General features: G+C 47.2%; 7 protein-coding genes. 1 reads left to right on the top strand and 6 read right to left on the bottom strand.

What is annotated here, in order from left to right; translation table 11 throughout:
- Positions 1-19: 19 nt before the first annotated feature.
- The gene (cytX, locus tag Q335_RS09225; protein ID WP_038369384.1) at positions 20-1,228 is read left to right on the top strand and encodes a putative hydroxymethylpyrimidine transporter CytX; all 1,209 of its coding nucleotides are present in this window, start codon (positions 20-22) and stop codon (positions 1,226-1,228) included.
- A gap of 23 nt (positions 1,229-1,251) precedes the next feature.
- Here the strand turns inward: cytX and Q335_RS0104450 are convergent, their stop codons facing one another.
- Genes Q335_RS0104450 through apbC form a run of 6 tightly spaced genes read right to left on the bottom strand, consistent with a single transcriptional unit; the run spans position 1,252 to position 14,793 of the window.
- Complete coding sequence (locus Q335_RS0104450; protein ID WP_425393510.1) at positions 1,252-2,475, bottom strand: BaiN/RdsA family NAD(P)/FAD-dependent oxidoreductase; 1,224 nt, start codon at positions 2,473-2,475, stop codon at positions 1,252-1,254.
- A 27-nt stretch (positions 2,476-2,502) separates the two neighbouring features.
- Positions 2,503-4,776 (bottom strand): arginine/lysine/ornithine decarboxylase, encoded by a 2,274-nt coding sequence (locus Q335_RS0104445; protein WP_028357609.1) that lies wholly within the window; start codon positions 4,774-4,776, stop codon positions 2,503-2,505.
- A 13-nt stretch (positions 4,777-4,789) separates the two neighbouring features.
- On the bottom strand, positions 4,790-5,353 hold the full coding sequence (dcd, locus tag Q335_RS0104440) for a dCTP deaminase (protein ID WP_028357608.1): 564 nt from the start codon (positions 5,351-5,353) through the stop codon (positions 4,790-4,792).
- Positions 5,354-5,402: 49 nt separating this feature from the next.
- The gene (locus Q335_RS0104435) at positions 5,403-11,642 is read right to left on the bottom strand and encodes a translocation/assembly module TamB domain-containing protein (RefSeq protein ID WP_028357607.1); all 6,240 of its coding nucleotides are present in this window, start codon (positions 11,640-11,642) and stop codon (positions 5,403-5,405) included.
- Positions 11,642-13,669 carry an autotransporter assembly complex protein TamA gene (locus tag Q335_RS0104430; protein ID WP_051532296.1) on the bottom strand — a complete coding sequence of 676 codons (2,028 nt, stop codon included), beginning with the start codon at positions 13,667-13,669 and terminating at the stop codon, positions 11,642-11,644. The genes Q335_RS0104435 and Q335_RS0104430 overlap by 1 nt, the downstream gene beginning before the upstream one ends.
- Positions 13,670-13,683: 14 nt before the next feature.
- Positions 13,684-14,793, bottom strand: coding sequence for an iron-sulfur cluster carrier protein ApbC (gene apbC / locus Q335_RS0104425; RefSeq protein ID WP_028357605.1), 1,110 nt, complete (start codon positions 14,791-14,793; stop codon positions 13,684-13,686).
- Positions 14,794-14,814 lie beyond the last annotated feature (21 nt).

The following is a 14,814-nucleotide window of genomic DNA, read 5'->3' as shown; positions in this document are numbered from 1 at the left end:
ATTTAAAAAGAAGACGATTATGGCTAAGTCCACACAATTTACCCCTACACTCGCTACTCTCGTATGGTTTGGGGCGGCAGTCGCCGTTACCGAAATAATGACGGGAGTGTATTTTGCGCCGCTTGGCTGGCACCGCGGTTTGGTCGCTATTTTCATCGGCCATCTCATTGGTTGTGGACTATTTTATGCCGCCGGTTTAATTGGTGCACAAACCCGTAAAAGTGCGATGCAGACAGTTCAACTGCCATTTGGTCACAAGGGCGCGGTGTTATTTGCAGGCGCCAATATTATTCAATTGACTGGATGGACGGCGATCATGATTTATGTCGGCGCCCAAGTCATCGATACCATGATGCCGAATCTTTGGGGCCCAAGCAGCTTTGCCATTTGGTGCGTATTAATTGGGTGTTTAGTGATTATTTGGGTCTATGCCGGTTTATGGCGCATTTTCAACAAAATCAACATCCCTGTTTTATTGGTTCTGTTCGTCACCACGGTATGGCTCAGCACTAAAATCTTTAGTGCTGATATGAACGCACCTGCCCCCGCTATGGACCCAATTAGCTTTGGTCAGGCCGTAGAATTGGCGGCTGTCATGCCGTTGACTTGGTTACCTTTAATCTCTGATTACACGCGCTTTGCTACTAAACCCAAACTAACCACCTTTTGCTCAGCGATAGCTTATGGGCTAACCAGTAGTTGGATGTATGCCATCGGGCTAGGTGCCGCATTATTTACGGCACAAACAGAAATTGCCAATATTTTGCTATATGCCGGCATGGGCGTCAGTGCCATTATTATCGTTGTCTTATCGACAGTCACAACCACCTTTTTGGATGCTTATTCCGCTGGTGTCAGTACTGTGAGCATTAAGCCCAAATTGTCCGAAACTCATATTGCGGCACTTGTCACCGTGATTGGCTTAATACTGGCCTTAGCGTTTAAGGCCGATCGTTTTGAGAACTTCTTATTATTTATCGGCTCCGTATTTACGCCGATGATTTCTGTACAAATCGCCGATTATTTTGTCTACAAAAATGCACAAGCACGCGCTGGCATTTGCTGGCCCAATATGCTGATGTGGTTAATCGGTTTCGTGCTCTATCACTTCTTTAATAATGTTTATGCCTTGCCTCTGGGCAATACACTAGGCGTGATGCTGATTACCTTCATACTCAGTTTGGGTAGTGGCTATTACCTCAAAAAGCAGGCGCTAAGCCAAATATAAAGAATTGTCGCGGCGCAATGCCGTTATTTAGAACTGGACTGTAGGGCTTGGGCACAAACATAGGCACTGCTCCAAGCCCACTGAAAGTTATATCCACCCAACCAGCCGGTCATATCCACGGCTTCACCAATAAAAAACAAGCCAGGCTGCGCTTTTACTTCCATGCTGGTTGCATGCATAGCCTGGGTATCAACGCCACCGCGCATGGCTTCGGCCTTTTTGTAGCCAGCACTGCTACAAGGCTGCACAGACCATTGCTTAATGTGTTGTGCGAGTTGACGCAAGGTTTTGTCACTGATTTCTGCCATCTGTGAGGCGGTATTTGGCGCAAATTGCGCTAACCAGATCTGGGCTAAACGTCTTGGTAACAAGCGACTAAGCACGGTCAGCAGCTGTTGCTTGCGGTGTTGCTTAGCCTCTAACAAAATCGTAGCCACATCTTCTGCGGGCGCTAAATCCAAGACAATGTCTGAGCCCGCTTGCCAATAAGACGAAATCTGCAAAATACCTGGCCCCGATAGGCCTTTGTGGGTAAAGAGCACGTCCTCATCAAAACTCTGCGCTTTTTTGTGAGTTCCGTTGCGGATATGGGCGTTGATAGACACACCAGATAAATTAGCGAAGGCTGCCCAATGCTGCGGATCAAACTGCAAAGGTACTAAGGCAGGAGCCACTGGGATAACATTAATAGTAAATTGTTTGGCTAGATTGAGGGCAAATGCACTGGCCCCCAGCTGCGGCATCGCTAAGCCTCCTGTTGCTATCACCAATTGTGGCGTTTTTAGCGTACCGCGCGATGTCTGCACAGTGTAATGGCGGGGTTGCTCATGGTACTGAACGGCATGGATTTTACATGGCATGAGCCACTCTACCTGGTGCTGATTGCACATATGCGACAGCATGTGGATAATGTCCTGACTTGAATTGTCACAGAACAATTGACCCTTGTGCTTTTCATGCCAAGAAATTTTATATTGCTGCAATAACGCAAGAAAATCTTGTGGGCCAAAGACGCTCAAGGCATAGCGCGCAAAACGCGGATTGTTTGACACATAGTGCTGCCAAGTGGCCCCCAAATTCGTAAAATTACAGCGTCCTCCACCAGAGATACGAATTTTTTCGGCTAATTTGCTTGCATGATCTAGCAATAAAACGTGCAACCCCCTAGCCGCCGCCTGCGCCGCGCACATCATACCTGCCGCGCCAGCGCCAATGATAATGGCATCGTATTGGCTTAACTGTTTCACTGTAATACCGTCACGCACGTTACGCAGCTATTGATCAATGGCATTTTCGAGTAAGCAATCAACATAATAACGACCATTGCCATCCTCATTTTCTTCGTAACCTAAACCATGAATAAAGGTTTCAAAACCTCGAAAATTCTTATTAAATTGCACGGCAAACTGCAAATAATCAACAATGGTTTTATTAAAACGCTCGCCTGGAATCAATAGTGGAATGCCAGGTGGATAAGGGGTTAATAAAACACCAGTGATGCGCCCTTCTAAGTCCTCAATACTGACGCGCTCAATCTCACGGTGCGCCATCTTATTAAAGGCATCGGAAGGTTTAAGGGCCGGTACCATCTCGCTTAAATAAACCTCGGTGGTCAGGCGCGCCACATTGTGTTTTTTGTAGGCTTCATGCAGCATTTGGCATAAATCACGCAAACCATAGCGTTCGTATTGCCGGTATTCCTTACAAAAATCAGGCATGCTGCGCCACATCGGTTGATTACGGTCGTAATCGTCTTTGAACTGCTGCAAAGTAGTAAGGAGCGTATTCCAACGTCCTTTAGTAATGCCGATAGTAAACATAATAAAAAATGAATACAAACCGGTTTTTTCGATAACGATACCGTGTTCGGCCAAATACTTACTCACAATCGCCGCTGGAATGCCTTTTTCTGCAAACTCGCCATCCATGCCTAAGCCTGGGGTCACAATGGTGGCCTTGATGGGATCGAGCATATTAAAGCCTGGCGCCACTTTGCCAAAGCCATGCCAATCTTCGTTTTCGTGTAAGAGCCAGTCCTCTTGCTCGCCAATGCCATCATGCACTAAACGCTTCGGCCCCCAAACTTTGAACCACCAGTCATCCAAACCATATTCGGACGCGACTTTACGCATAGCCCGCCGAAAATCCAAGGCCTCTGAGATGCTTTCTTCGACTAGTGCCGTGCCGCCGGGCGGCTCCATCATCGCTGCCGCGACATCACAAGAAGCGATAATGGCATACTGAGGTGAGGTCGAGGTATGCATTAAATAGGCTTCATTAAAGACATTGCGATCTAGCTTGCGGGTTTCAGATTCCTGCACAATAATTTGAGACGCTTGCGATAAACCGGCCAGCAGTTTATGTGTCGAATGCGTGGCATAAATCATGGCATCCTTGCTACGAGGTCTGGAGGGACCTATCGCATGCATATCTTCATAGAATTCATGAAAAGTCGCATGCGGAATCCAGGCCTCATCAAAGTGCAAGCTGTCGCAAATGCTACCGAGACGCTCCTTAATCATCTCGACATTGTAGGTAATACCATCATAGGTACTTTGGGTAATGGTCAAAATTCTGGGTTCTTTATTCTTGGCATGGCGGGCTAGAGGATTCGCCTCGATTTTTTTGTAGATATTTTCGGGTTCAAATTCCTCGAGTGGAATGGGACCAATAATCCCTAAATGATTGCGTGTTGGTCGCAAAAATACGGGAATAGCACCAATCATGGTAATGGCATGCAAAATTGATTTGTGGCAATTCCGGTCAACTAGGACCACATCACCATCGGCAACATTACCGTGCCAAACAATTTTGTTGGATGTCGAGGTCCCATTGGTCACAAAAAAACAGTGATCTGCATGAAATATCCGTGCCGCATTTTTTTCGGACTCGGCCGAAGGCCCGGTATGATCCAAAAGCTGACCGAGCTCTTCGACGGCATTACAGACATCGGCACGCAACATGTTTTCGCCAAAAAACTGGTGAAACATTTGCCCCACAGGGCTTTTGAGGAAGGCCACACCGCCCGAATGCCCTGGGCAGTGCCAAGAATATGAGCCATCTTGAGCATAATTTACCAAGGCCTTAAAAAATGGCGGTGGCAAGGTCGCTAAGTAACTGCGCGCTTCACGAATAATATGCTTGGCGACAAACTCAGGTGTGTCTTCAAACATATGAATAAAGCCGTGCAGCTCTCGCAAGATATCGTTAGGAATATGTTGTGAAGTGCGAGTCTCTCCGTATAAATAAATCGGTATATCTTCATTTCGAAAACGCAATTCACTAATAAAGGCCCGTAAATTGCGAATGGCCAAAGCCACATCTTCTGGGGAATCCACATCGAATTCCTCATCATCAATCGACAAAACAAAAGCACTGGCACGACTTTGTTGTTGTGCAAAAGACGTGAGATCGCTATAACTGGTGAGTGCTAACACTTCGACGCCCTCGGCCTCAATGGCATCGGATAATGCTCTGATCCCAAACCCAGAAGCACTTTGCGAACGAAAGTCTTCATCAATAATGACAATAGGAAAACGAAATTTCATGACTGTTTAGCCCTTAAGTTTTAGGTAGCGTCACCCCTGTTTGGTGTTGATATTTGCCACCTCGGTCCTTGTAGGAAGTCTCGCAGACTTCATCGCTTTCAAAGAACAGCATTTGAGCACAACCCTCGCCGGCATAGATTTTGGCGGGCAATGGCGTAGTGTTAGAAAACTCAAGCGTGACATGCCCTTCCCACTCGGGTTCTAGCGGCGTGACATTGACAATAATGCCGCAACGCGCATAGGTGCTCTTACCCAAACATACCGTCAAGATGCTACGTGGGATGCGAAAGTACTCCACCGTGCGAGCCAAGGCAAAAGAATTCGGAGGAATTATACATATATCCCCTTCAAAATCAACAAATGATTTTTCATCGAAATTCTTAGGATCCACCACGCTCGAATTAATGTTAGTGAATATTTTGAATTCACGCGCACAACGGACATCATAGCCATAGCTGCTAGTGCCGTAGCTAACAATTTTTCCGCCATTGATTTGACGCACTTGACCTGCCTCAAAGGGCTCAATCATGCCTTGCGCCGCGGCTTGACGAATCCAACGATCATTTTTAATACTCATTTTTATGCTCGCAACGTAGAAATTATTACCTCTCAAAGAGGATTCACAGTTAGTCTTTAAAAAAACGACGGAACAAATACTCGATACCATTGACCGTACCGACCTTGATATCGGCATTATAAAACGGTGAGAAGCGATAACTAGCACGCACGACCGTACCTGTACCACTCAAAGCTTGCTCGATATTGGCCCAAATCTCGGTACTGAGTTTTTTACCAATGGTGAGAAATTGGTTCTCAACGTTTTGGCTATCATCATAGCTGGTACTATCCGCCACGGTTTTTTTCGGCAAAATCGAACCTGTATTGCCAATATCCCCCGTGCGGATGGCTAATTCATCAATACCGAGTTTTTGGTAGAACGGTTCACCACCGCCCACAATGGAACTACCCACAGAGAATAGCAAAGACAAATCGGCGCCATTACTATCCGGACCTCGACCCATAATGAGCCAGGAGAGTTTTTCAACATCACTCACCTCAGGTTCTGAGACCAAGGAAATTTTCGGCCGCTTAGCACTGCCTTGTACCCTTACCCCAGCATTCACTTCTAGACCAGTACGCATCGCCGTGATATTGAGTACTGGATTGGTTAAATCACCGGTAAATGACACTGAGCCGCGCCGAATTTGCAGGCGTTGACCGTAGGCCTCGATAGCCCCCCCACGGGTATTGAATTCACCAATCCCGGTGAGACGGTTATCGTCCTGAACCACATTAATCGCGCCGCGTAAACCTGAATCTAGACCAAAGCCCACAATATAGAACCGTGGCCCCAGATCAACAGTAAAGTCCAGATCCAAATCCATCGGGCTGGCCTTAGGTTCCTCGGTCTGGTTTTTGTCAACGATCTCTACATCTGAATCCAAGCTCGGGGCTGTACCCTGAATATCGATACTAGCCCAGCCCGCATCGGCGACGATTTTGCCTTTGACATCAATATGCGGCAACTTAATGCTAACGTCGGTGTTACCACTCATCATGGCATAGCGATCACTACGTTGCATCACTGGGTAATGATCCATATTGACATGGAACTCACCACTCTTTTCTTTGAGGTTCCAGTGACCGTTGGCATTTAAACTACCTTGTTGGGCGACTTTATTCTTTTCTATCCAAGTCCGTGTACGCCACTCAACTGGGCGGATGCGCAACACACTTGGGAAGTAGATTTTTTCGATCACAATGTTATTGCCATTGAGGGCGACGTCAGCCGTACCATTGAGGAGTCGAATACCGTTTTCAACTTCAATAATTTTGAGGTCACGCGCTTGTACCTTACCGCTAGGCAACCATTCCTTGCCCTTGTGCCGCACGTCGACATCTAAATCGACACGGCCGCCCAACTGCACCACATCCTTCACAAAAGGTGAGAGTGCCGCCAAATCGCCAATGCCACCTTTGACATGGGCGCGGGTGCGATCATCCAACACAGGTTTGAGACCATTCAAGAGAGAGACTGCATGTGCCTGTAGCTGACCGCGTTTGCCAATATCAATATTGAGATCCAAGCTCAGATCACTATGCTCGCCCCGCGGCGTGGCGCTGAGTTTGACATCAGCCTTTTTGAGACCCAAAGGGAAGGGTTGGGGAGCAGGCACCGCAAAATCGCCGTGCTTGTAAGTTATCGCCGCTGCCCCTTTCAGCTGCTGATTAAAGGCAAAATCCCAATTAATATCAAAACTCGCGGGATCAATATGTACTTCTCGGGTTTGTTTTAGGACGACACCACTGTCAGGATCACTTTTCTGAGCTTCACCCCCAAAGGCTTTTTGTAATTCACGCACGACGTTACGCGGGAATTTAAGCCCTAAAATCTTACCCTTAGTATCCCACTTACCTTCTCCGCCTTTCGTGCCATCTTGCACTACGTCAAAATAGTAATTGCCAGGCAAGCCAACGCGAACTTTCGAGGCACCAATATCCCATTGCGGCTGATCCCCTTTACCCACGGGCGCCAATTTAATTTGGGTTTTTTGGTTTTGCAAAATTGAAAAACCCGCATGCTTAACGTCAACTAAGTCAATGGAACCATGCCAGCCCTCAATATCGCCGTCAATCTTGCCCCAACCACCTTGCATTTTGAGGTGTGCATCGATAGGCGCTTTGCCTATTTCTTGACTATTGCCTTGCTTGAATTGACTGCTTAAATCAAAGGTATAGTCACTTAAAGAGCCCACCAAATCCAAGTTCGCTTTGACGGCGCCTGGAATATCTGGCCAGAACTGCGATAGTTGGGGTGCATTCACAGACAGGTTAAATTTATCTGCTTTATGACCAAAACTACCGCTAGATTTGATCACATTGCTGCCTAATCGTAAGTTAATATCGCTTTTTTGCAAGACATAAAAATACGGCGTTTTAAAAAACTCCTGATTCATGGCCGCGTCTTGTTTGATCTGAATATCAAAATTACCCACCAAGGATTGACGATTCCAGCGGCTGTCATTACCAAAGTTGCCACTGAAATTCGCAAAATCAAACTGACCCTGGCGCATATTAGCCTCAAAATTGATGTCGCCGTTGATTTGACCAGGCGGCACAGCCCCATCACTGAGCTTTTCGAGCTTAAAGCCATGCGTTTTAAGATGGCCTTTGATATAGGAATTAGCAAAACGAGCTAAACGTTGGCTTTGCAGACGGCGAGGTTGTGGCGACTCATCGCCCTCGGTATCATCACGGGTCTGATTTACTGTTTCGCTCTCTGCGACTGTGCCCTGGCTGGCTTGCGCCTTCGCTTCGGCTTTAGCGAGCAAATCCGCGGCTTTTTCAGCGCCATGATGCACTTTTGTATCACTGATAACATCCAAGTCAATCATGGCATTGTCGGGCAATTTAAGGTCTAATTTAGCGAGGTCTACTAGCATTGGATTGCTAGGATTAAATTGCACATGACCATCCAGTACGGAGTGCGGACCTTTACCCTTGAGCGTGATGTCTTGCCCCGCTAAACCGTGCTGTGAACGTTGCCCCCAAGGTTTCACCTGCAAGGCAAGCTCACTGAAGTCCACCACGACAGGCAAATCAAACGGCCAATTGCCTTGTGCGCCTTGGCGCTGGAGACTAAGCTCTGCCGTTATAGCCTTATCTTTATGCAGCTGCCATTGACTATTGAGCTGCAGTTCTTGGCTAGGAGCCACCTTCGCTGGCGCTGCCACTATTTTCGCTGTACTCAGACTCTCGATCATGGCTTGCAAATAGTGATACAAAGGCATGCTTAGCACCAGCCCTTCAATCGAACCGGCGCTATCTATTGTTTGATTATGACCCTGACTTTGTTTGAGGTTTATAAAGGCCTGGCGCTTATCGGGGTATTGCAAGCGCAATTGCGTATCACCCAAGGACCAATCGATATCGTGCTTTAGGGCATCTTGCTTAAAGTCAATAGCTAAGCCGTTTTTGCTCTGCAATTGCAGTGCTGTGCCGGCATAAGAGGCGGCTAACTGCTCAAGTGTCCCCTGCCATGATGTTTGGGTCGTATCGAGCTGAGCCTTGCCCGCTAACGCCAGATTGAGATTTAAGGCTTGCTGTTGTTTGCTTGAGGCCGGGAATAAATCATATTTACCTTTGAGTTTGAGTGCATGTTGCGCGATATTACCGCTCAAATCCAACGCTACATTCGCCTGCCCCTTTATATCGGGCCAAAGCTGTCCTAATTGCGGCAAATCCAGCTGCAGATTCAAATGATCCTGCGGCTGACCCCAGCCCCCTTTGCCTTGAATGTGGTTGTCGGCAATGCTTAAATCAATATCGGTATCGTGTAAACGCAGCGCTTGCAGATTGACGTGGCCTTGATATAAAGGCGAATCAATCACAGAAGGTAATGGCAACACTCCTTCTAAATCCACTTGGCTGGCGAGCTGCCCAGACATCGCCTTACCCTGCCAAGTGCTGCCTTCCTTCACTAGGTAATCGAACTTAAGATCCTTGATTTCAGCGCCTTTGAGCAAATGACTCTGCAAATTGAGGTCACCATTAAGATGCGTACTTGGCAATAAACCTAGACTTAAGGTTTGCAAATTTAGCCCTTGCATTTGTGCCTGCGTTTGCCACACTTGCCATCCTGCCTCTCCGGTGTGGGGATCTTGAGCAATATTTGCTTTGAGAGACGATTGATCACTAAACTGCAGATCGATATGCCCTTGATTGACACCTAAAGCAAACTTAGGGGGTAATTCAAGCGCTATATCTACGTTTGATTTAGGTCCTTGCCCCTGAACCTGTAGTTGCAACAAAGAATGCGCAAAATCTAGCGTTTGTTCTTGTAGCGTAACGTCTAGATTTTGTAAATCCAGCGGTATGCCGTTTTGGATCGGCAACAGGCTATCGCCTGATGTCCGTTGTAGATTGACACGTAAATTAAGTTCAGGCGCTTGTGTAAATTGCCATTGACCGTTGTAACTGACGTCTTTAGCCGAGGCCTTATTAGTGCGATTTGCCTCGGTCTTAAAAGGTAATCCGAGCTGGTGCATAAAATCACTGGTCAGCACCAAGTTCTCAAAATTACCTTGGCTTTGCCAGTGCCCTTTCTCTAAGCGCGTACCTTGGTGCTGTAACAGGCCCTTATGCTGTTTGTCTATGCTGAGACTAAACTGACTTGGACTGATGGCTAATTGCATAGGCGCAGTCGCACTAGCCGCTGCATAATCGATATTGAGGGCTTGTTCTTGTTGCAACGCTAGATTGGCATGATTGACATCTAGATCGTGTAATTGGCCACGCCAAGCTAAGCGGCCTTTTGGATTCTGAGCCTGACCATTGGCATGCAGAGCCAGTTTCAGAGGCGCTTGGCCGAGGTCTTTGCTGTTTTTGCCGCTATCATAAGACGCTTTTAGATCTAGCGCGTGTTGCGCAAAGCCCCCTTTAAGGTTGATATCTGTCCTGGCATGACCACTTAGCGTCGGCCAAAAATTGTTCAATTGTGGCAAATTTGCTTTGAGCGTCAATACATCCTCTGCTTGTCCTAGTTGGCCGTTAGCCCGCAGATTGTTGTTACCTAATTGCAAATCGATGGCCGCTTGCTTGAGCCGTGCTTTCGACCAATCGGCGTTGTTAAGTCGCGCCTGCTGTTGAACTTGATCTTTTTGATCTTGGTGTTCTTGTTTTTTGTCGACCGTCTCACTCTGAGCGCTGCTGACGGCTGGATAGACCTGCGACAGATCAAGATCAAGATCAATATTGCCAGCTAAGTTCTCTTGATTCCAATGACTGCCTTTGTCAATATCAGCCTTAAGTTGCAAGCCTCTAAGATGTTGCGCATTAGCTCGAGTCGTAAACTCAATATGACTGCTTAAAGCACTGTCTTCTAGCACGCGATCAAGTTTTAGATTTTGCGTGACAATCTCGCCCGCTAAGGTCTGTTCACCTTGAGCATCGGTTTGACTATGAATATCTGTCAGGAAATGGATATGATTGGCCGCCCTAAAATCGATATTAGCGCCCGTCAACACTAGCGGTTGCTCCAGTCCAAGGCTAAGCGCGGCCTTAAGACTAGCGTTTTGGCCTGAGCCATTTAATCGAATTTTTAAGTCATTTAAATCGCCAGTCACTTGCGTCTGTAATTGCAAATCACATTGCGCTAGCATTAACGAGCTAGATTGACTAAAAAGACTATTGACGCACACCGGCGAACTGGCTTTATCACTCGCCACTTGGGTATCAAGTGTGATATCCATCGGCCAAGGTGCACCCAGTTGCCCAAGCTTAACTAAACCTTTCAGATTGGCCTGTAAATCATCATTGTCAACTTGTAAATGGTGCAGATCCAGCTGCGCACCCTGGTCGTTGATCACTAGATCGCGCGCATCAAAGCGACTCAATTGCACCGGCAAATGACCGCCTTCTGTATTTTGCAAATCAAAACTATTCAAGCGGGCGCTTTTGACATGAATATCTATCGGTAAACTAAGGGGGTCCTCATCCTCCGTCGTGTCCTCGCTTTGTTCGTTAACAGGCAACAATTGCAGGCTCAGGCTGTCAATATGCATACGCTCGACTTCAAGCGTCAAGCCCAATAATTTGCCCCAATTGATTTCCAGGTCCACATCGTGCGCCGCGACATTTATCGAAGGCATATTAAGATTAAGCGAGTCGAGTTTGACACCTTTATAGATATTGCCTTCTAGTTTGCCAATATTACCGCCAAGCTGCCCCATGACGGTGTTCAGCAACCAATAACTACCGCTATTGGTTGCCAACACCCATGCAAAAAAAGCCAACAACAAAATGGGGATTAACAATAAGGTCCGTTTGCGTTTTAGAAACGACCAATTAATGGCTTTAAACTTCATTAAAATGCAATTCCCATGGAAAAGTGCAAGCGTAAGCTATGCTCATGCTGACCGTAGGCTATATCTAAGAAAATCGGTCCGGCCGGTGTTTTGACACGACCACCGACACCGTAACCGACCACCGGTAATAATTGACCAAAGCTATCGCCTGCGTCACCGGCATCTACAAAGGCCGCCACCCCGAGCATATCGTTAAAATAATGGGTATATTCGGCACTCCCCACATACATAGCACGAGCGCCCACAGTCGCATCTCCCGACTCATGACCACGACTTAAATAACGATAGCCACGCACCGTGCGGGCACCACCGACTCGATAACCAAAATCATCTGGTAAGCGCGTGTCATCCGATGCTTTGACGTAGCCAATCTCACCCCTTAAGCTGAAATTATCGCGCTTAAATAAAGGGAACCAGACTTGAGCCCGAAATCCGACACGCGCAAAGGCTTTACGTTCACGTACATCGCTACCAATACCCAAATCCAAGGCTTCTAGATTACCACTGCGCGGGTCAAATTTATCATTCACATCCCGACGCAATAAATTCCAGGTCGCCACGACGGAGGGCAAGGTATATGTTGGCACCTCATCGCGATCGACCCGATCCATGGCCGCCACAACACTCCAAAGCGATTCAAATTCTACATTGCTTTGGGGATCAAACTTAAACTCGTGCTTACGGCGCCAACCTAGTCCCAAACGCGTGATTTCTTCGTCGTTAATGTCGGAGTGCCGTGCGACTAAGCCAACACTATCGACAGTGCCATCATAATTGGGTGGTAAGTAAAAATCTAAATAGGCACGTTGTTCTTTAAAACCCGCGCTCACGCCTGTTTCTAGGGAAAAAGGTTTATGAGCGACGATATTTTGGCGATACGTGCCTTCGACCCTCACAATATTGACATCATCAATCCCCGCGGCTGCTCTAAAGAGACGCGCTGGCGCTTCAGTAACATAAACATTGATGGGTAGCTCAACTTCATCTTGCTTGTAGACTTCGGCCCCCGGTGGTTTGCGCAAGGACACAAAGGCTCCGCGAAAAAAGTTGGTATTCATCAGGTTTTGTTGCCATTCATCGAGCTGAGCTTGCGTAAAACGATCACCTGGTTTGTATTTGATATAGCGTCGAATTAGGCTTACGGGTACCCGACGCAACCCCAAGACTTCAATATTGCCGAGTTTTACGGCTGGGCCGCTATCAACCACGGTTTTGAGATCAACCGCTGAGAGCTCTGGGTCGACACTGGCATGTGTTTCCATCATGCGTGCTAGGTAAAAGTCTTCGGCCTTAACATTGGTAATCAAATCGGATTTAGCATCCGACCATTTTTTGTTCACAAAACCATCACCAATGGGCAATTTCCAGTCTTTGCGAAGTCCTTGCAGACGTTGTTCATAACCGGATTTGCTGATGCGACCGACAAATTGATTATTAACTGTGCGGATTTTGGATTGTTGACCTGGCTGGATACTAACATCCCATGTTTCGCCGCCAATATCCTCACCGACTTCGAGTTTGACCTTAGCATCAAAATAGCCCTGGGTTTGCAATGCGGTGACAATCGTATCGTGGCCTTTACGACGAATCCTAAAGGCCTCACGCGCATCTGCATCGGCGTCGCCAATTTGCCGTAATACGGCTTGCACACCTTTATTGACCACCTCAAGGGTTTGCGTACTTAGGCCACTAGGATTGATGATGACCTCGGGTATTTGCGCACTGCCCTTATCCCCATCTTGGCCATCTGAGGTTTGCCAAATACTGCTATCTCCGCCTTCCTCAGGGGCCACGACATTAAAAGGCCAAACCCCTGCCAATTCCTTAGGGAGATTGGACTTAGAGGTTTTTGGCCGCGCTTGCTTGGCAGCGCTTGGATCAGGGCTGACTTCGTCAGCATATACTGCGTTTTTGCTAGCACCCGACTCTGCCTTAGCTGTGGTCGTCGGTACCGTGTCTGACCAGGCCAAGCTGCTTGGCAAGTACAGACACAAAAGGAGCTTTAGGTAGGATTTTTTGGCCAACATAATTTTTTGGTCAATTAAACAGACTGCACCACGACTTTAGGGAAAGCACCAGAATGGTCGATGGGTAAAGTTGCAATTTGCAAGGCGACTTTGTGAGCGATGGTTTGGTAAATCTTGGCCGCTTCTGAATCTGGATCAGAAATTACAGTTGGATTACCGGAATCCGTTTGCTCGCGGACATCCCTGGTGAGTGGTAAATCGCCTAACCAAGGCACATTCAGTTCTTGAGCCATTTTACGACCTCCGCCATGACCAAATAAATGCTCTGTATGACCACAGTTAGGGCAAGTAAACATGCTCATATTTTCTATGAGACCCAAGACAGGCACATCTACCTTATGGAACATCAAGACACCTTTGCGCGCATCAATCAAGGCGACGTCTTGGGGCGTGGTCACAATTACAGAACCTACCACAGGAACTTTTTGTGATAAGGTTAACGCAATATCTCCCGTACCAGGTGGCATATCCACCACTAAATAATCAAGATCGGGCCAAGCCGTTTGTTGCACTAATTGGTCCAGTGCTTGTGACACCATCGGTCCGCGTAGAATCGCTGGCGCATCGCCGTCAATCAAAAAGCCGATTGAATTGACCCATATGCCATGTGCTGACCAAGGTTGCATCTTACTATTGACCACTTTGGGTTTACCCTCTTTGACCCCCAACATAAGTGGTTGGCTTGGACCGTAAATATCGGCGTCGAGCACGCCCACGCGGGCACCTTGCTTAGATAGGGCCAAGGCCAAATTAACAGCGGTGGTGCTTTTGCCCACACCGCCTTTTCCTGAGGCCACAGCGATAATATTTTTGACCGTCTTGAGCGGCTTAATGCCCCCTTGAACTACGTGAGTTTTAACCCCATCTATAATCTCAATATCCAGCTCTACATCCTGTTGTTGAGCTAGGTTCTGGATTTGTTCGATGAGCGCCTTTTTGTGCTCATCACTCATAAAAAAACCAGGCTGAAATTTAAACTTAAGTCGTTTGGACTTAATGAGTCCAAGAATTTTTTTACCAGTCTGAAAATCGTGCACTTTGATTTTTTGACCAATCAAAGCGTTCGTTAACGGATCTTTAAGGTTTTCTTGTAAAAGTTTTACTAAGCTTTCAAGATTTTCCATTAATAAAGGCTCCTGTTTTTC

The organism is Brackiella oedipodis DSM 13743 (genome assembly GCF_000621025.1).
Classification (GTDB): domain Bacteria; phylum Pseudomonadota; class Gammaproteobacteria; order Burkholderiales; family Burkholderiaceae_B; genus Oligella; species Oligella oedipodis.
Note: the sequence above shows the minus strand (reverse complement) of the source record. Positions and strands in the feature narration are given on the sequence as shown.

Excerpts from the sequence above, each read along its gene's own strand:
- Q335_RS0104430 (WP_051532296.1), bottom strand. The coding sequence starts at position 13,669 with ATGTTGGCCAAAAAATCCTACCTAAAGCTCCTTTTGTGTCTGTACTTG.
- Q335_RS0104445 (WP_028357609.1), bottom strand. The coding sequence starts at position 4,776 with ATGAAATTTCGTTTTCCTATTGTCATTATTGATGAAGACTTTCGTTCG.
- cytX (WP_038369384.1), top strand. The coding sequence starts at position 20 with ATGGCTAAGTCCACACAATTTACCCCTACACTCGCTACTCTCGTATGG.
- apbC (WP_028357605.1), bottom strand. The coding sequence starts at position 14,793 with ATGGAAAATCTTGAAAGCTTAGTAAAACTTTTACAAGAAAACCTTAAA.
- Q335_RS0104435 (WP_028357607.1), bottom strand. The coding sequence starts at position 11,642 with ATGAAGTTTAAAGCCATTAATTGGTCGTTTCTAAAACGCAAACGGACC.
- dcd (WP_028357608.1), bottom strand. The coding sequence starts at position 5,353 with ATGAGTATTAAAAATGATCGTTGGATTCGTCAAGCCGCGGCGCAAGGC.